The 17,105-nt window shown below is 68.4% G+C and carries 19 protein-coding genes and 3 tRNA genes; 14 read left to right on the top strand and 8 right to left on the bottom strand.

Annotated features, from left to right (window positions below; all coding sequences use genetic code 11):
• Positions 1 to 3 precede the first annotated feature (3 nt).
• From MTQ12_RS01975 to MTQ12_RS01960, 4 genes are read right to left on the bottom strand one after another with little or no spacing between them, the layout of a single operon-like run.
• Entirely contained in the window at positions 4 to 408 is a 405-nt protein-coding gene (locus MTQ12_RS01975) for a hypothetical protein (protein ID WP_137318811.1), read from the bottom strand.
• Entirely contained in the window at positions 408 to 2,051 is a 1,644-nt protein-coding gene (locus MTQ12_RS01970; protein ID WP_247423508.1) for an AAA family ATPase, read from the bottom strand. Before MTQ12_RS01970 ends, MTQ12_RS01975 begins: the two co-directional genes overlap by 1 nt.
• Positions 2,052 to 2,053: 2 nt before the next feature.
• Positions 2,054 to 2,842, bottom strand: coding sequence for a Flp pilus assembly protein CpaB (cpaB, locus tag MTQ12_RS01965; RefSeq protein ID WP_137318813.1), 789 nt, complete (start codon positions 2,840 to 2,842; stop codon positions 2,054 to 2,056).
• 6 nt (positions 2,843 to 2,848) lie between these two features.
• Positions 2,849 to 3,634 (bottom strand): hypothetical protein, encoded by a 786-nt coding sequence (locus tag MTQ12_RS01960; RefSeq protein ID WP_247423506.1) that lies wholly within the window; start codon positions 3,632 to 3,634, stop codon positions 2,849 to 2,851.
• A gap of 273 nt (positions 3,635 to 3,907) precedes the next feature.
• Between MTQ12_RS01960 and MTQ12_RS01955 the strand changes: the two genes are divergently transcribed.
• The 10 genes from MTQ12_RS01955 (at position 3,908) to MTQ12_RS01910 (ending at position 12,496) form a co-directional block, all read left to right on the top strand.
• Positions 3,908 to 5,644, top strand: a complete 1,737-nt coding sequence (locus MTQ12_RS01955; RefSeq protein WP_247423504.1) for an OmpA family protein — start codon at positions 3,908 to 3,910, stop codon at positions 5,642 to 5,644.
• Positions 5,645 to 5,714: 70 nt separating this feature from the next.
• Entirely contained in the window at positions 5,715 to 6,971 is a 1,257-nt protein-coding gene (locus tag MTQ12_RS01950) for a hypothetical protein (protein ID WP_247423501.1), read from the top strand.
• A complete protein-coding gene (locus MTQ12_RS01945) occupies positions 6,968 to 7,450 on the top strand; it encodes a hypothetical protein (protein WP_247423500.1) in 483 nt (160 codons plus the stop codon). Before MTQ12_RS01950 ends, MTQ12_RS01945 begins: the two co-directional genes overlap by 4 nt.
• Before the next feature lie 24 nt (positions 7,451 to 7,474).
• A complete protein-coding gene (locus tag MTQ12_RS01940; protein WP_247423498.1) occupies positions 7,475 to 8,050 on the top strand; it encodes a prepilin peptidase in 576 nt (191 codons plus the stop codon).
• A gap of 249 nt (positions 8,051 to 8,299) precedes the next feature.
• Positions 8,300 to 9,724 carry a hypothetical protein gene (locus MTQ12_RS01935; protein ID WP_247423496.1) on the top strand — a complete coding sequence of 475 codons (1,425 nt, stop codon included), beginning with the start codon at positions 8,300 to 8,302 and terminating at the stop codon, positions 9,722 to 9,724.
• Positions 9,725 to 9,842: 118 nt separating this feature from the next.
• Entirely contained in the window at positions 9,843 to 10,379 is a 537-nt protein-coding gene (locus MTQ12_RS01930) for a hypothetical protein (RefSeq protein ID WP_137318820.1), read from the top strand.
• Positions 10,372 to 10,740, top strand: a complete 369-nt coding sequence (locus tag MTQ12_RS01925; protein WP_247423494.1) for a hypothetical protein — start codon at positions 10,372 to 10,374, stop codon at positions 10,738 to 10,740. The genes MTQ12_RS01930 and MTQ12_RS01925 overlap by 8 nt, the downstream gene beginning before the upstream one ends.
• A 34-nt stretch (positions 10,741 to 10,774) precedes the next feature.
• Positions 10,775 to 11,275, top strand: coding sequence for a hypothetical protein (locus tag MTQ12_RS01920; RefSeq protein ID WP_137318822.1), 501 nt, complete (start codon positions 10,775 to 10,777; stop codon positions 11,273 to 11,275).
• A gap of 154 nt (positions 11,276 to 11,429) precedes the next feature.
• The gene (locus MTQ12_RS01915) at positions 11,430 to 11,705 is read left to right on the top strand and encodes a hypothetical protein (RefSeq protein WP_137318823.1); all 276 of its coding nucleotides are present in this window, start codon (positions 11,430 to 11,432) and stop codon (positions 11,703 to 11,705) included.
• Positions 11,706 to 11,878: 173 nt separating this feature from the next.
• The gene (locus MTQ12_RS01910; protein ID WP_137320382.1) at positions 11,879 to 12,496 is read left to right on the top strand and encodes a 1-acyl-sn-glycerol-3-phosphate acyltransferase; all 618 of its coding nucleotides are present in this window, start codon (positions 11,879 to 11,881) and stop codon (positions 12,494 to 12,496) included.
• 69 nt (positions 12,497 to 12,565) lie between these two features.
• Here MTQ12_RS01910 and MTQ12_RS01905 read toward each other — a convergent pair.
• The 3 genes from MTQ12_RS01905 to MTQ12_RS01895 form a co-directional block, all read right to left on the bottom strand.
• A tRNA-Phe gene (locus tag MTQ12_RS01905) sits at positions 12,566 to 12,638 on the bottom strand.
• A 69-nt stretch (positions 12,639 to 12,707) separates the two neighbouring features.
• Positions 12,708 to 12,781: transfer RNA gene (locus MTQ12_RS01900), tRNA-Asp, on the bottom strand.
• A gap of 44 nt (positions 12,782 to 12,825) precedes the next feature.
• Positions 12,826 to 12,898 (bottom strand) — tRNA-Glu (locus MTQ12_RS01895).
• Positions 12,899 to 13,054: 156 nt separating this feature from the next.
• On the opposite strand from MTQ12_RS01895, the gene MTQ12_RS01890 reads away from it, so the two are divergent.
• The 3 genes from MTQ12_RS01890 (at position 13,055) to MTQ12_RS01880 (ending at position 14,754) form a co-directional block, all read left to right on the top strand.
• Positions 13,055 to 13,405, top strand: a complete 351-nt coding sequence (locus tag MTQ12_RS01890; RefSeq protein WP_247423492.1) for a metallopeptidase family protein — start codon at positions 13,055 to 13,057, stop codon at positions 13,403 to 13,405.
• A 130-nt stretch (positions 13,406 to 13,535) separates the two neighbouring features.
• Entirely contained in the window at positions 13,536 to 14,036 is a 501-nt protein-coding gene (gene ybaK / locus MTQ12_RS01885; RefSeq protein ID WP_247423490.1) for a Cys-tRNA(Pro) deacylase, read from the top strand.
• Positions 14,037 to 14,139: 103 nt separating this feature from the next.
• Positions 14,140 to 14,754, top strand: coding sequence for a hypothetical protein (locus MTQ12_RS01880; protein ID WP_137318826.1), 615 nt, complete (start codon positions 14,140 to 14,142; stop codon positions 14,752 to 14,754).
• A 45-nt stretch (positions 14,755 to 14,799) separates the two neighbouring features.
• Here MTQ12_RS01880 and MTQ12_RS01875 read toward each other — a convergent pair whose 3' ends face one another.
• Complete coding sequence (locus tag MTQ12_RS01875; RefSeq protein ID WP_137318827.1) at positions 14,800 to 15,414, bottom strand: YigZ family protein; 615 nt, start codon at positions 15,412 to 15,414, stop codon at positions 14,800 to 14,802.
• A gap of 227 nt (positions 15,415 to 15,641) precedes the next feature.
• Between MTQ12_RS01875 and MTQ12_RS01870 the strand changes: the two genes are divergently transcribed.
• Positions 15,642 to 17,000: an aspartate aminotransferase family protein gene (locus tag MTQ12_RS01870; protein ID WP_247423488.1), complete on the top strand. Its 1,359-nt coding sequence runs from the start codon at positions 15,642 to 15,644 to the stop codon at positions 16,998 to 17,000.
• Positions 17,001 to 17,105: the final 105 nt, after the last annotated feature.

The raw sequence follows: 17,105 nt of genomic DNA, 5'->3' as shown, positions 1-17,105 counted from the left end.
AGGTCAGGGTTCCGTCCGTGGGAATACAGCGGTGCGCGACACCTGCATGGGAGGCACGCGCTCCTCGAGCCAGCTGATGTTGAGCACAGGCACGCTGACGGTGGTGGTGCAGCGGATCTCCGCGCCGTTCGCGCAGGATGTCGTGGTCCCGGCGCGCAGTGATTCGGAGACGGCGGAGTTGCCTGCGGCGACTCCGCTCCCGGCGACGATCGATTCGGCGCGGGCGGCGTTCCGCGCTGCGGAGTTCGCCTGCGACAGCGAGTGCATGGCGAGCAGTGCCTGCAGGCCGATGAGGACGGCGGCGAACACGACGACGGAGCCGGCGAGGAACTCGATGCTCACGGCGCCGTGCTCGGCCTGCCGGCCGGCGCGGAGCCGTGCGAGTGCGGCATGCATGCGGGTGATCATCAGTACGGCTCCTTCACGACTCCGGCGCTCGCGGGGATGGTCAGATCGAACCCTTCGGTGGTGGGGACGAGCAGGGGCGTGCTGAGCTCGACCGAGACCCGTCCGGGCGATTCTCTCACCTGGAGGCCATCGCGCCATCCCTGTGGAGTATGGGAGTGCGCAGCATGTGAGGCGCTCGCGCCGACAGCGGCCGCGCGGGCGCCCTCGTTCGCTGCATTGCTCGCGAAGATCGCGGTGACGCCCACCAGCAGGACCTGGAAAGCGATGGCGGTGAAGAGGGCGAACAGCGCAGTGATCCCGACGGCTTCGATGCTCACGGCACCTCGGTCGGAGCGGAAACGCGATCGGCCCGCCGTCGCGGCACGGGAGTCGGGCTGGGCCGGAGCAGCTGCGGCGACGTCTGAAGCATCGGGGGCGGTCTCGGTCCGGGTGCTGCGGCTCGCGGAACGGAATCGGGGTCTGCTGCTTCGGTCATCGAGAGAGTGCGAGGGGATGAGAGACATCTCTATTCCTAGATCTTCGATTCTGCTCGACCAGGCGGCGCCGGCGAGTTCGGGGTCCCTGCGGTTCACCGCAAGTTCCAGGGAAGCGAATTCATGGGGGATGGAGGTGCTGAGAGTGGGGACCGTGACGATCCTGCGCGCGGTCTCGGGCTGGAGGTCGCTCTTCTTGTCGACCTTGTTGAGGAGTGCCTTGACAGGGCCGCCGTCCCTGATCGACAGGCGGCTCCACAGCTCGGTGATGCGCTGCACTCCGCGCAGGCTGAGCACGTCCGGAGTGGCGCAGACGATGACCTCGTCCGCCATTTCCACGGCGACCGAGTTCGCCTCGCCCATGACTGATCCGACATCGACGATGACGACATCCGAGCGCGAGACGAGCATTCCGAGGATCTGCCGGGCGGCGAACTCGGTGACGAGCTCGCCGCGTTCGCCGTGCTGGGGGCCGAGCAGCAGCGACAGCCCGGAAGCGTGCTCATGGACGACGTCCTGGAGGTGGCGGGGCGTGAGTTCCTCCACGACGGGCAGAAGGTCGGTGATGTCGCGGTACCGCGGGATGTCGAAGAGGATCGACAGATCGGGCTTCTGCAGGTCGAGGTCGACGACGACCACCCGGTCGCCGGGCCGGGATCGCGCAGTCTCCAGCCCGAGGTGGAGCGCGACGCTCGAACTGCCGGCGCCGCCCTTGGAGGAGGCGATGGCGACGAGTCGGCCGCCGAGCACTGCGGTCTCGTTCTCGGACCGCTTCTGCACCGCCTGTTTGACCGAGGCGGACCATGCCACCGCGTTCTCGACCCGTGAGCTGACCTCCTCGTAGCTCAGCGGGTACCGGACCACGCCGCGCGCACCGTTGTCGAGTGCTGCGGCGAAGTCCTCCGGTGCCGGGTCGGCGAGGACGACGAGGATCGCGAGCGCAGGAGTGCGCGAGGCAACCTCGCGTACGAGGTCCCACATCGGCATCGGCGCGCAGTTCTCGTCCACGACCAGGATGTCGGGGGAGATGTCGGTATTGGCGGACAGGCCGTGGAGCAGCGCGTGGCTCGTGGTGTAGACCTGCAGGGTGTCGACATCGGAGGCGCCGAGCGCCTGGCGGATGTCCCAGCCCCTCTGCTCATCGGTCGACAGGATGACAGCACGTGCCATGATCAGTTTCCCCCTCCGTCGGCAGAGCCGAGCGCCGGTGCGAGATCGGGATCCTCGAAGGACAGATCGTCATCGGTGATCGTCGAACCCGTCTCGTTGTTGCCCGACCGTGTGATCCGCAGGGATACTGCGAACGCCTCGGCATAGGCGAGCTTGCTCGCATCGTTGACCGAAACCGCGAAGGTCACCGGCACGGTCTCGACGAGCGCGCCCTGCGCCGCTGCCTGGCCGGCGTCGGGTGCGAGCTGCTGGTCCGGCTGGCCGACCGCGACGACCTCGGCGTTGCGGACGAGGACACCGGCGACGTTGTACGGGATGTCCGCACGGCGGTAGCTCGCGTCCTGGTCGTTCTCGCGGTCCTTGGCGAAGGCCGCGACCACATCGACGAGATCGCCCGGATTGACCCGGCCGTTGATCCCTGCGTCCCCTTCGAAGTTCACCGAGATTTCACGCTGTCCGTCCTCGAGCGACGAGACCGGTGCCAGCATGTCGGACTGGATGTACGAGCCGGCCGTGATCGCCGTCCTGGCCTTCTGCCCGGCCAGCTGATCGAGGTGGGTCACCATCTGCGGAGTGACGTACTTGTCCGGCACCTCCTGGGTCTCGAGGTGAGTCCCCGGGTCGATCGTCTGGTGGATGCTGATGTCCTCGATCGCCGCGTACACAGTGGTCTTCGGACCCACCTCGGCACTGACCGATCCGACATACGACACGACGCCGAGGAAGACCGCGATCGCGCCGATCGCAGCGATGACGAGGGTGATGACACCTCGGCGCTGACGTGGATTCATGGGTGCTTACTCCTGGTCGTCTGGTGCGAGACGGTGGCAGACGCGGCAGACCGGCGCGATGCGGGAGAATCCGCACCAGTCGCACGCGGTCGACTGCTCTCGGACGGTGGTGATATGAGGGGCGAGATCCGCAGGGGCCAGACAGACCTCGGTCGGATGCTCCAGGCCCCACCAGCGTGATCCGGCTCCCGCCGGCCGGTTGCGGGGGACCACGGTCACCGGCTGCAGTCGAGCGAGGAGCGCGTCGGTGATCGCCTCGGTGGCCTGGCGGTCGCCTTCGACGGTGAAGGCGACGGACGCTGATTCGGAGGGCTGGATCGCGGAGAAGTCCTCCGCGCGGGTTTCACGGAGGACGCGGCCGTGCGCCTCCGCAATGAAGCGCGAGCTCGGGAGCAGGCTCAGAGCGTGCTGCATGAGCGACGGCTGAGCCTGCGTGAGCCGTGCCACGGATTCGAGCACTGCGAAACACCGGATCGCGCCCGACACGCGGTGGAGGAGTTCGAGCAGCGCACCCGGATCCAGCTCCGTCTGGGTGGACTGGGCGATCTCGGTGAGCACCTGGATGCCGAGCGGACTGAGGTTCGACTCGAACATGAGCACCCTGCTCTCGGTGGATCGGGCGCGAGCATGGCTGATCCTGCGCTCGATCTCAGTGGCGCGTTCGGCATCGACGATGAGGGCGACCCACGTGTCCTCCGGCGCGTCGAGCTGCTCGAGCAGCGCGTCGAAGTCCTCGTGCGGGATGAGCGCGCGGACAGCGTCGGTGCGGAGCGGAGAGGGGTGTGACTTCATCGGGGACTTTCTGAGCGGGCAGGGCAACAGGGCGGCCGGGGATCTGCGTCTCCCATCATAGGAGGACCCGGACACCCCGCCAAATGCTTATGTGGACGTCGCCCGTGGTTCAGGCGGAGTTCGCGTGGAGTTCGGATCCCGCCCGGCAGACGGCGGGATCGAGCACGGGGTGGGAACGGACGGGGTCGTGCGGAGGGGGCCCGGGTACGATGTACCGGACAGCTCCCCGCACCCACCCCGTGACGAATCCCCGTATTCCCCAGGAGGTCTCCCGTGACTTCGATCCCCTTCCGCCGATCGCTGACCGGCCTGTTCCTCATCGGCGCCCTGCTCGGCGCCGTCGGCTGCTCGGGTGGCCAGGACGACGGCGGCGGACGCGACCGGTCCCCCGACACGACGGACGCATCGGGGGGCATCGTCGACATCGACGGCTACTGGTCGGACGCTCGGCTGCCCGACCCGCTCGCGGAGGTCGAGGTGCAGCTGCCCGAACCCAAGGCCGGTGAGGCCCTGGCGACTGCGAAGGCCCAGGTGCTGTCCCTCGACAGGGCGGGAGACAGCGTCCGGCTCGTCGGCGCCTGGTTGCGGCCGACCTCGGGTCCCTCCCTCGGTTCGCACGAGCTCACCGGAGGATCGGACTACTTCCATCAGGTCCCGTGGGTCCGGCTGCTCGACGCGCAGTCGGGCCATCTCATCGAACCGCTCTACGGTGCGGAGACCGATGTCGCGAGCAATGACCGCAAGAACGAGTGCCTGTGCTCACGGACGACCTCCAAGGAGCAGGGGGAGGACTTCGTACCGGAGGAGATCGAGCTCTTCTACGCCGACTTCCCCGCTCCTGCCTCGCAGCAGGTCTCGGTCATGTTCGGTGAGTTCATCGAGCCGACCGACGAGATCCCGGTGTCCGAGGGTCAGCAGTTCGAGAACACCGCAGAGGGGACTGCCGTGTTCGACATCCGCAGCGACAGCGGGGCGCTCCCGGCGGGCTACGGTGCGGAATCGGCGCAGCGCGCGGTGCTGCCGTTCGCATCGCGCATACGCTCCGTCACCGGGTCCTCGGTCAACGTCGAGGACGAGGAGACCGAGCTCTCCCTGCCCGCGGACGTGCTCTTCGAGGTCGACTCGAGCGAGCTCGACGGCGAGGCGGAGAAGGTCCTCGACGGCGCCGTCGACACCCTGCGGACGACCGCACAGGGGCAGGAGGTCGTCATTGCCGGGCACACCGACGATCAGGGCGAGGAGGACTACAACCAGACGCTGTCGGAGAAGCGGGCGGAGACCGTCCGGGAATATGTCGAGCCCAAGCTCGCCGATGCCGGGCTCACCTTCTCGACGCAGGGCTTCGGAGAGACGGATCCATTGGCGCCGAACCTCACGGCGGACGGGAAGCCGAACGAGGACAACCGGGCGCTCAATCGCCGGGTCTCGTTCGTGTACCAGCCGAGCGGCTCGGGCGATCTCAGCGTCGAGACGGGTGAGGAGCTGCCGGAGGCGCCGGTGATGGCGGGGGCCGAGGCGCCCGACGGTGTGCTCGCCTCTGCGATCCTCGAACAGCCCGGCGACCGTGGTGACACCCCACTTCGCATAGACCTGCTCGAGGTGGCCGAGGCGGGGGACCATGTCCGGGTCGGCTATGCGTTCGCGATGGCCGATGGCGGGCCGATCCAGCGCAATCTCTTCTACGGCAGCGCCCTGGTCAAGTCCCACCTGCACTTCGGGGTGAACTCCTTCGGCCTCGGTCAGAACCCGTCGAGCAGCAATGTCACCGTGATCGGCACCGACTCGGGTCAGCAGTACTGGCCGGTGACGGGCGACGGGGTGAGCTGTCTGTGCACCGAGGCCGCCGGGACCCGCGGCCACGGGTTCACCCTGAGCTCGCCGATGTTCGCCTACTATCCCGCAGCGGCGATCGAGGAGGACGGCACGGTGCTCCGGTTCGCAGACAGCGGCGAATGGGAGCTCGATCTGGAGTCCTACCTCGGCCAGCAGGCGACGGGGGCCGAGGGCTGATGACGTCTCAGCTCCGTGCTCCGGTCGCCGGGGGCGGCCGTCGAGCCTGCCCCGCTCCTCGAGGGCGGTCATGAAGCGCAGGGGGCCGCGGCTCGAGCTCGGCGCAGGGATCTGGGGAGGACTCGCCGCTGTCGTGGTGATCGCAGTCCTGCTGCCGGTGGCCCCGCAGCTGGGGCATCGTATCCAGGAGGATGCGTGCAGCCGTTTCGGCGCATGCACGACGCTCGAGGAGATGTCACTCGCCTGCAGTCGCCCCGATCGCGGAGCGATCACCGGCAAGGCCCGCACGACGGTCTACCACGCACCCGTCGACGACGGCCGGTCGCAGCTGAGCCTGTTCGCGGACGGGACGGCGACCGTGGTCGAGGTCGACGGGCCCCACCCGGTTGCAGCCGAGGCGTCGCAGGGCGGCCCGGTCGCTGAGGTGGGCCCCTTCGAAGAGTACGGATTCACTTCCCATGTCGATGCCCGGCGCTGGCTCGTCGGGCGCACTCCGGGGGATCGCGCAGTCGCGGATTCCAGCGCTGGACCGGCCAATGACACGGTCGGTGCAGGCTACTTCCGAATGCAGGAGGCGCTCGGCCTCGGCGCGATGCAGAACCGTCCCGCTGATGCTGCGGTGTCGGCGGTGAGCGTGCCGGGGGCCACCGAGCGGTCGGTGATCGTGAGCACCCGTGCGGACGGCTCGTACACCACCTTCGCCGTCGCCGAGCTGCCGTGGCAGGAGAGTCCCCGCATCACGTCGATGGCCGCATGGATGGGCATCACCGGGATGCTGACCTATGCGATCGAGCACGATCCGCGGGGTGTGCCCGTCGGTTTGACTCTGTCAGGAACTGCACGGGAGCGCTGGAACATGGACGTGCTGCGGTCGCAGCAGGTCGGGTCCCAGTCATCGGCCGCGGCGGACGACGTCGAGCCGTTCGCCATCCGGACCTATTCCCTCGATCTCCGCACCGCACGGAACGCCGAGGCCTTCGACGCGGTGTTCGAGACCGTGCGTCACGGAGCTGCCGAGATCCGGGTTCTGCCCCGTCGCCAGTTCGACCGCCTGGTCGTCGACGGCGACTACGACCGCAATCCCGTCGACGCCCTCGCCGATCGGATCGGAGCCGACGCGGTGCTGGTCAGCGCGCGCTATGCTCCCGGTCGGGCGGGCTCCGGATCGCTGAGCACGGCAGCGATGCTGTCGCTCGTGTCAGGGGTGCCGCAGCGCGGGGTGGGTGAGCTCATGCTCGAATCGGCAGAATCGATGGACCTGGCGAACCCCGAGACGGAACCCGAACCGCTCGTCGACTGCGAGATCGAGGAGACCGAGGAGGAGTGAGGTTCTACGGTCCCGCTCTGCTCGTCTCGACTCTCGCGTTCGTGGTCTGCACAGCTCTCCTGCTCACGGTCGCGCTCATCGGCGGGCCTGCTCTCGTCACCGTGGCGGGCCCGACGACGGCGGCGACATTGCTCGGCGTGCTGGGCTTCCTGGCCCGCGCACTCGTGTCGGGGTGGCTCACCGGTCGGCTGATCGTCATCCGAGCGTCGGTGGCGACGAGTCTGCTCAATGTCATGAGCGGGTTCGTGCTCGCGTTCGTGCTGCCCGCGTTCCTGATGGCCATCGGGGACGCGGGAGTGCCGGTCGGGTCCCTCGTCCTCGCCGCCGGCATCGATCTCGGGGTGGGGCTGGCCGCGGTGGCCCTCGGCGCCCTCCTCGCCCACCTGCGCGCGCGGTTGACGCCGCGGGAGGAGCGCGCCCCCCGCGATCGCGGGCCGCAGCGCCGACCGGCGCGGCGTTCGAGGTCACGTCGCCGATGAATCGGCGGAGAGGAGAATGAGACGATGTCTCCGCTGCTGAGATTCCCGCGGCGGGTCAGTCGAGGGGAGCTGGCCCTCCTGGTGCTGGGCACGCTCGCGACCGTGCTCGTGACGGTGTGGCGCGTGGATCCCGATTCCGGAGTGCTGTGGGCCGCGCTGCTCGTGAGCGTCGCCGCGCCCCTTCTGATCTGGGTCGATCTGCTCGAACGCCGGCTGCCCGATGTCATCACGCTGCCTCTCGTTCCGCTGGTGATCGGCGCTCTCGCGGTGCCTGCGGCCGCGGGGGGAGATTGGGCCCGATTCGGCATGGCGCTGCTCGCCGGCGCTGGGGTCGGTCTGTTCTTCTTCACCCTCTTCCTCATCTCCCCGACCTCGATCGGGTTTGGCGACGTCAAGCTGGCACTGAGCCTGGGGCCGGCTCTCGGGTGGTTCGGGCCGCTGGTGACGGTCGTCGGGGTCTTCGGGATGCTCGTGCTCGGCCTCGTCCACGGTCTCGTGGTCATGGTGCTCACCCGTCAGGGGCGTTCGACGAGCTTCCCCTTCGGGCCCGCGATGCTGTGTGCCGCTCTGGTGTGCCTGTGGACGTTCGGGGGAGCGTGATCCGAGGCTCCGTGCGCTGGAGCGAGAACCGGGCCTGAGGGCCCAGGGTGCTTGGGTCCATGAGTGGGATTCGGTGCTCTCCTCCGTCGGAACGGGCCTGCGTATCCTGAGGGCATGTATTCCTCATCCCCTCGATCCCGCATCCCCATGCCCCATCCGCCGGATTCCCCGCCCGTTCCCGCAACCATCCGGGAACGGGTGTTGCGCTCCTTGAAGCGGCGCACGACCCGGATGTCCGACACCGGGCTGGTGAGCGTCGAATACCTCGCGACCGCTCTCGTCGCCTCAGCGATCATCGGGACTCTGATCGTCGTGCCGGTCGCCACGCAGCCGCAGGTCACGGAGGACTTCGAGGCTGCCGTGTGCCGGATCTTCTCCGAGAACGGGGGGTCCGGGGACTGCGGCGGATCCGACGGCCCGGAAGCTGTCCCGGAGCAGTCCGAGAACCCCAACGACATGCCTCCGACGTGTCTCGTCTCCACCACTACCGAGAACAGCTCCGCGAAGCTCGACGTCAAGTTCGTGACGATCGAGGGCGGGTACCAGATCAAGATCGAGGAGATGAGCGACGGCACGCTCAAGTACACGCTCGTCGGCGAAGGCGAGGTCGGTGCCAAGCTGTCCACCCCCACGGAAGGGGCCGAAGCGTCTGCCGGGATCAACGGCGGACTCTCGCTCGGCGACACGTGGATCGTCGATCCGAACTCCGAGGACGCTGCAGCGCTCGAGCAGCAGATCCGGGACTACGCTCTCGTGCAGATCGCCGACCGGGCCTCGGGCGGCTGGCTCGGCGGGCCTGCGAGCTTCATCTCCGGCAACCCGACCCCGCCGCGGGACCCGGATGTCACCTACACCACTGGCAGTCTCGAGGTCGAGGCCGAGGCAGAGGCCTCCAACCCTCTCGGCACCGACAGCCCCGAGGGACTCGACATTCCCGGTATCCCCTCCGCAGAGGCGAGTGCTCAAGCGGCCGTGAACGCCGGAGGCTCCTACACCGTCCGCAACGACACGTCGAAGGACGGCGGCGTCGTCACCTCGTACGAGTTCGAGCTCGAAGCCGGTGGCAACGCCCGCGCCGAGGCCAGCGCCGAGGTGAAAGGGAACAAGGGATCCTACGGCGCCGGATACGATGCGTCCATGAAGGACCGGGTCGGCATCTCCTACCAGAACGGTGAGCTCTACGAGATCCGGATCACCCAGACGCGGGCGGTCAACGTCGGTCCCGACGGGAAGATCAAGCTCGCCGATGGTCAGACCGTGAGCATCGGTGCCGACGGCGGCACATACACGACGACCACGATGACGCTCAACACTGAGGGGATGACCCCGGAGCAGATAGCGAAGATGAAGCAGTGGGCGGATTTCACCCAGTCCGGGTTCATCGCCCCGAACCTCTACGACATGATGCACGACGGCGCACCCGATCACCTGCTCAACGACACGGTCACCGACTTCTCGAACCTCGCCTACGACGAAGGGCAGCTGGGGGCGAACACCTATCAGAAGACCGGTGCGGATTCGTCGATCGGCGCGAGTGAGGGGTCCGGCAACGACAAGCTCGGCTTCAGCATCGACAGGTCGATCAGCGGTGCCGATCTCATCGAAGCTACCCACCTCTCGAAGGATCCGTCCGGGAACCGGGAAGTCGTGCAGAATGAGGCGTGCCTGCAGTGACGCGCGAGGTCGCCCCGGTCCGGCCCGGCGACGGGTTCCGGCCCGGGGCGTCGCCGTCCGCGCCGACGTCACCGAGTGAGGAGAGACTCCCATGAGACACCTACACACTGCAGCTGCGGTGCTCGGGGCCGTCGTGCTCCTGGCGCTGTCCGGCTGCACCCCATCCGGCTTCACCGAACATCGCTTCGAGGACGTCCGAGTGGCGGTGCCGGACGGTTGGGCCGAATCGCCGGCCGATGCCCTCGACGACACGTGGCAGTTCGGTCTGGACGACAGCGCTGAGGGAGAGACCAGGGCTCGACTCCGCGTCGCGCCGATGTACGGTTCCTCGCCCCATCCGGTGAATGCGGAATCGACTCTCTTCGCCGATGCCGAGATGGGGCAGCGATACGGGAAGGACTTCCATGCCGACGTGCGCGAGGAGACCGAGATCGAGGGCGCGCGATCCGCGTTCAAGACTGAGTTCACCTATTCGTCCACCACGGGGACCGCGATGACGGGCCGCTGGTGGTTCATGTCGAATCCGGACACCGGTCAGGTATCCGGGGTGGAACTCGTCGGTGAATCCGATGTGCTGGACCCCGACCTCATCCGCGATGTCGAGAGAACGCTCGAGCTCGATCCGCAGGACGAGGGGAGACGTGGCGATGAGTGATCTCATCCGGGCCTGGACCGCCGGCGCGGCCGTCTACCTGCTGCTCAATCTCGCACTGACCTTCATCCTGCCCTACCGCCTCTACGACGTCTTCCTCCTCTGCCCGTTCGCGGCTGCGGTCGTGTCATCCGCCGTCCATCTGTGGAAGGGGAAGGGTGGCTGGGTGCGTCACCTGCTCGCGGCGTTCATCGTCCCTGTGGCGATGGAAGCGTACTTCGTCGGAGTCCACGACATCCCCGACGGCCATTCGGTCGGTGAGATCGCGCTGGGGACCGTGAGCACCCTCGTGGTCGCCGCCCTCGGCCTCGGAGTGGTCCATGCTGCCGAGCGCTGGGTGTTCGCTGAGAAGGCGCACTCGTGATGCGGGTCGTCCAAGTGGCGTGCGGAGGTGTGCGATGACGAGCACCGCAGGGGGATTCGGCGTCTTCATACCCGTCATCATCGTCATCATGCTCATCGTCGTCGGATTCGGCTTCGTCACCGTCATGCGCCGCCGCAGCGTGCCGATGTCGCGGGTGCAGCAGACGACGCCCGGCGTCATCGAGTCCGCACTGATCCTCCACAACTGGAAGCGCTACGCCCACACATGGAACGACGAGGACCCGCGGGGGATCCATCTGACGCTCCGGTTCACCGAGGACGGGCAGACCGTCCGGCGCACGATGGACTGGAAGAGCCCTCCGGTGCTGCCCAAGCGGGTGCGCGACCGGATCGTGCGCCGCCTGCCCATGGATCGCAGCACCGGCGTGCAGCTGCCGGACCGGGATGCCCGCCGTGCGGCGGACCAGCAGGCGCGGGCCGGCGGCTACCGGCTCGTGCTCGACCCCGAGATCCCGGTGCTCGTCCACCGCCTGGACGACGGTTCGTACCGGTGGTCGGAGGATCGGCAGCGGTAGCGCCGGCGAGGCGCCCGGCCACCACAGACCAGACACTCGTCCACCTCCGCGCATGCCTTCGGCCACCGCAGGCGAGGCGCCCGGCCCGGTTCCGGCCTGCGCGCCGCGGGTCTAGGCTGGAGCACGCACCTGACCGCACGAGGAAGGACACACGATGACGGACGGCGCGACGACCCCGAACGACCCCGCACTGCCCACCGAGCCGCTCGACGCAGTGGTCCCCGAGGCCGAGGACGACCTGCTCGCCCAGCCCGGTGACGCGGACTCGCCCGAGCCCCTCGACGGCCGCGACGGCCAGCCGGCGGCCGGCGGATCCGACGAGCCCGAGCTGCTCGACGCGGAGGACCCGCTCAAGGATCCGCAGCGGGCCGCCGACGAATCCGACACCCTGCTCACGGAGACCCCGCTGCCGGAGGACCCGGTCGGCTGAGCGCACCTGCACTGCTCCAGCAGCTCGCGTCACCCGAACGGCAATTTCCTGCGGTTCCTGAGAGCGGATCCGCATGATTCTGCACTCTCACCGCGGTGATTCCAGGCGGCGGCGGACCGGATAGCCTTGGACTCGTGACGAACAGTGAGGGCGCCTCCGCCCGCCTCCCCCGGATGCCGCTGCGCGGCGTTCTCGCCCGCTGCTGGTGGCGCGCGACCTCCTACCGCCTGGTGCGCGAGGATCCGCCGGTGACCGGGTCGCGGATCCTGCTGGGCGCCCCGCACACCTCGAACTGGGACTTCGTCCACATGCTCGCGATCGCCTGGGACGCACGTCTGCGGGTGCGCTGGCTCGGCAAGCAGGAGCTCTTCCGCGGCGTCGGCGGCCCGCTCATGCGGATGCTCGGCGGTGTCCCCGTGGACCGGTCGAACCCGGCCGGGCTCGTCGACGCGGTGATCGAGCGAGCGCGCACCGAACCGGACTTCTCGCTCGTCGTCACGCCCGAGGGCACACGCTCCGGCGACGGCTGGCGCAGCGGCTTCTACCGGATCGCGATGGCGACCGGACTGCCGGTGACGCTCGGGTTCATCGATGTACGCTCCCGCACCACCGGGCTGGGGCCGACGATCCGACTCACCGGGAACATGGCCGCCGACATGGATCGGATCCGCGCCTTCTACGCCGACAAGGCCGGGATGAAGCCGGAGCTGCGGACGGAGCCGCGCCTCTCCGGCGAGGGCCGGACCGCAGACGGGCACCCGCGCGCGGGCGAGCCGACGCAGCCGTCCTGAGGGTGTATGAATAGCGAGATCCCGCGGTTCCTGAGAACGGATCCGCGGGATTCTGCTGTTTCACTGCTGTGGCTCCGACCGGCGTCGATCCGGTGACCTTTCGATTTTCAGTCGAACGCTCTACCAACTGAGCTACAGAGCCGAGTGCGGTCCATCGTACCGCACGGAAGAACGAAGGCCCTTCTGAAACAGAAGAGCCTTCATTGCTCCGCGACCCTGACGGGACTCGAACCCGCGACCTCCGCCGTGACAGGGCGGCGCGCTAACCAACTGCGCCACAGGGCCATATTCATTTGTGTCGTGCTGCGGGGATCCGCTCATCGTACACGTACCCCCAACGGGATTCGAACCCGTGTCGCCGCCGTGAAAGGGCGGTGTCCTAGGCCACTAGACGATGGGGGCCCAGTTGCCTCACCGTTCTCACGGCGTTTGAACCTCAGTCAGCCTACCCCAGAGCCGCGACGCTTTGCAAAACCGGAACGGCTCCCCGGGGCGTGAGGTGCATCACGGCCCACCGGGGCGAAGGGGCACGCCGGCCGGCGTTCGTAGACTGGGGGCATGGAGAAGATCGACGATGCGCGGTTCGACGCCCTCGTCGACGCCGCGATGGCGGACCTGCCGCCGGGCGTCGAGGACTTCATGGACAACGTGGCGCTGTTCGTCGAGGACGAGCCGCCCCCGGAGACCCCGGACCTGCTCGGGGTGTACGACGGGATCCCGCTCACCGAGCGCGACGGCTCCTGGGGGTTCGTGCCCCCGGACACCATCGTCCTGTTCAAGAACCCGCTCATCGACTTCGCGCGCGACGAGGAGCATCTGCGGGCGGAGATCCGGATCACCATCGTCCATGAGATCGCCCACCACTACGGGATCGACGACGACCGGCTGCACGAGCTCGGCTGGGGCTGAGTCGTGGATTGGCTCACACGCTGAACCATCACCTAGAGTGGCGGGGGTATTCAGACCACTCTCGTTCGACCGGACTGCGTGGTCCGGATGCTTCGACAGCATGAAGACGAGCAGGAGGCTACAGCCACACATGTCGATTGCGGCCCGCATTCACAGCTCAGCGACACCGGCACTGCGCGTGCTCAACCTGGCCGGGGTGGAGTACTCGGTCCACGAGTTCGACCACGACCCAGCGGTCCGGCGCTACGGCCCGGAAGCGGTCGAACAGCTCGGCACCGACTCCGCGCGCGTCTTCAAGACCCTGATGATCCTCGTCGACGCCGAGCCCGTCATCGCGCTCGTCCCCGTCTCCGGCCAGCTCGACCTCAAGGCGCTCGCCGGGGTCCTCGGCGGCAAGAAGGCTCACCTCGCGGGGATCGCTGAGACCGAGCGACGCACCGGCTACGTCGCCGGCGGGGTCAGCCCGTTCGGCCAGCGCAATGCCTCCCCGGTCGTCCTCGACCGCACCGCCCAGGACTTCAGCACCGTGTTCGTCTCCGCCGGTCGCCGCGGCATGGAGATCGAGATCCGGCCCGACGACCTCGTCATGCTCACGAACGCGCGCATCGGGAAGATCGCCAACCTCGACTGATCGCCGATCCCGGCAGGGAACCCTGCATCGAATCGGTTGACAGAGCTCGAGCAGACGCGCCTATACTGTCGAGTAACTTTGCGGCTGCGGACAGGATGCGATAGTGGCGACCTACAGTTCCCGTCGACGCTTCATCACCGCCACCGCCTGGACAGCCCCTGCCCTCGTGGTCGTCACGGCCACTCCGGCGCTCGCGATGAGCACGCGGGGGTTCTCGGTGCTGTTCAATCAGGCGCTCGCGGGCTCCGACGGCTTCGTGCAGCAGTCGTACCTCAACCTCGGGATGCAGCCGGGGACCTCGGCATTCACGCTTCCGGCATCGATGACGGTGTACTTCCAGGTCGTCGGACTCAATACGCGGACCGTCGATGAACGCAGCTTCACCGCAAGCAGTTCCGACGGCACAGTGACGAAACTCGCTTACGATCCGACGACACGGACGACGAGATTCTCCTGGGTGATCCCCGCCGGAACGCGGATCCCGAGTCTGTCGACCTCCAACCCGGGGGACACCGCTTACCCCGATGTCGCGTTCTACTGGCGCGACGGACTCACGTCGAACGGCCGCATCACCAACAAGGTCGTCGTCACCGGGATCAGCGGGCCCACGAGTTCTCTGCCTCTCACCGGGTACGGCAATCGGCAGGCCGGACCGGCGAGTGCACCGATCGACTCCGCCGTCGTCGGCGACCTCTCCACCGGCAACGGGATCTACTGAGCGACGTCGAAGTCACGGGCCCGCGTTCGGACGCATCGGGCTCTCCTACAGGTACTCCGCCTCGCCCACCTCCGGTGCGCACGTCCCGGCGGTGACATCGGCGAGCATCGCCAGACAGGCGTCCACCTCTCCGGCCGGCACCGCGAAGCGATGGGTGACGGTCTCCGCCCACGTGCTGTCGGCCACCGTCCACCCGGCCTGCTCGGCCAGGCGCTGTGCCTGTGCGGCGTGGGCGTAGTCGAGCTCCGCGGTCACCGGGACGACGAGGTTCCGGCGCACGGTCTCGAGCTCCCAGAGCGCCTCGGATGCGGCGGCGCCGTAGGCGCGCACGAGCCCGCCCGCCCCGAGCTTCGTCCCGCCGAAGTAGCGGGTGACGACGGCGACGACATTGGTGAGCCCGTGCCCGGTGACGACCTCGAGGATCGGGGCGCCCGCGGTGCCGGCCGGCTCTCCGTCGTCGGAGGACCGCTGGGTCCGCCCGTCCGGTCCGAGGACGAACGCGGTGCAGTGGTGCCGGGCCTTCGGATGCGCCGCGCGCTGCTCCTCGACGATCGCCCGGGCGGCCTCCTCGGTCGCGGCATGCGCGACGCGGGCGATGAAGCGGGACCGTTTGATCTCGATCTCCGCGGTGTTCTCGCCCACCGGCTCCTCGTAGCCCATGCCGGCCACTGTATCGGGCGGCCCCGCCGGGGCCTGTCGGCAGTCGGAACACGACAGGGAGCACCGGTCCCGGCGACGCCCCGGCCCGGTGCACGCCGACCTGTCCCGACCCGCGGGATGACGCGGCCGAAACCGCGCCCACGCCTCGGCGGTGGCCTACGATGAGGGGACGAAGCCGCCGGCCCGCGGACTGCGGTCCGCACCCGCCACGCCGAGAAGGGGTGTCCATGTCCGATTTCACCGAGGCAGAGCTCGCAGCCATCCGCAGCGAGGCCGAGCGCACGTACGAGCTCGACCGCGCGCACGTGTTCCATTCGTGGTCGGCGCAGGCGCAGATCTCGCCGATGGTGATCTCCCGGGCGCAGGGCCCCTACGTGTTCGACGGCGAGGGCACGCGGTTCCTCGACTTCTCCTCGCAGCTCGTCAACACGAACATCGGCCACCAGCACCCGGCCGTCGTCCAGGCGATCAAGGATCAGGCCGACCTCATCTGCACGATCAACCCCGCCCACGGCAACGCCGCCCGTTCCGAGGCCGCCCGTCTCATCACCGAGCTCACGCCGGCCGGCCTCGATCACGTGTTCTTCACCAACGGCGGTGCGGACGCCAACGAGCACGCGGTGCGCATGGCGCGCCTGCACACCGGCAAGCACAAGGTGCTCGCCCGGTATCGCAGCTACCACGGCGGCACCCAGACCGCGATCAACATCACCGGCGACCCGCGTCGCTTCGCCAACGACCGCGGCGACTCCGGGGTCGTCCACTTCTTTGGACCGTTCCTCTACCGCAGCGAATTCGATGCCACGACCGAGGCGGAGGAGACCGAGCGGGCGCTGCGCCACCTCGAGCGGACCATCCAGCTCGAGGGTCCGCAGACCATCGCCGCGATCGTCCTCGAGTCGATCCCCGGCACCGCCGGCATCATGATCCCCAGCCCGGAGTACATGCAGGGCGTGCGGCGGCTGTGCGACGAGTACGGCCTCATGCTCATCGCGGACGAGGTCATGGCCGGGTTCGGCCGGGCCGGGAAGTGGTTCGCCATCGAGCACTTCGACATCGTGCCCGACATCATCACCTTCGCCAAGGGCGTCAACTCCGGCTACGTGCCGCTCGGCGGCGTCATCATGAGCGACGACATCTACGCCACCTTCGCCGAGCGCGCCTACCCCGGCGGCCTCACCTACTCCGGCCACCCGCTCGCGTGCGCGGCCGCCGTCGCGACGATCACCGCGATGCACGAGGAGAACATGATCGACAACGCCGCCAAGCTCGGTGCGGAGATCCTGGGACCGCGGCTGCAGGAGTTCTCCGAGAAGTACCCCAACGTCGGCGAGACCCGCGGCGTGGGGATGTTCTGGGCGCTCGAGCTCGTGCGCGACAAGGAGACCCGGGAGCCGCTGGCGCCCTACGGCGGGAGCTCGCCGGAGGTCGCGGAGATCGTCGGGAAGCTCAAGGCCGGCGGCGTGCTGCCGTTCAACAACTTCCACCGGCTCCACGTGGTCCCGCCGCTCAACATCTCCGCCGACGAGCTCAACGCCGGGCTCGACGTGTTCGAGCAGGTCCTCTCCGAGGCGCACTACACCTGAGCAGATCGCAATTTCCGGCGGTTCCTGTGAGCGAATCCGCGAGAATTTGCACTCTCAACGGTCTTCTTCGGCGGCCGGCCGCCTCCCGTGACCGACCGCCTCCCG

Origin of the sequence: Brevibacterium sp. R8603A2, from assembly GCF_023072605.1 — a bacterium.
In the GTDB taxonomy this organism is placed as follows: domain Bacteria; phylum Actinomycetota; class Actinomycetes; order Actinomycetales; family Brevibacteriaceae; genus Brevibacterium; species Brevibacterium pityocampae.
The sequence above is the reverse complement of the archived record's forward strand: the minus strand, read 5'-3'. Positions and strand labels throughout refer to the sequence as shown.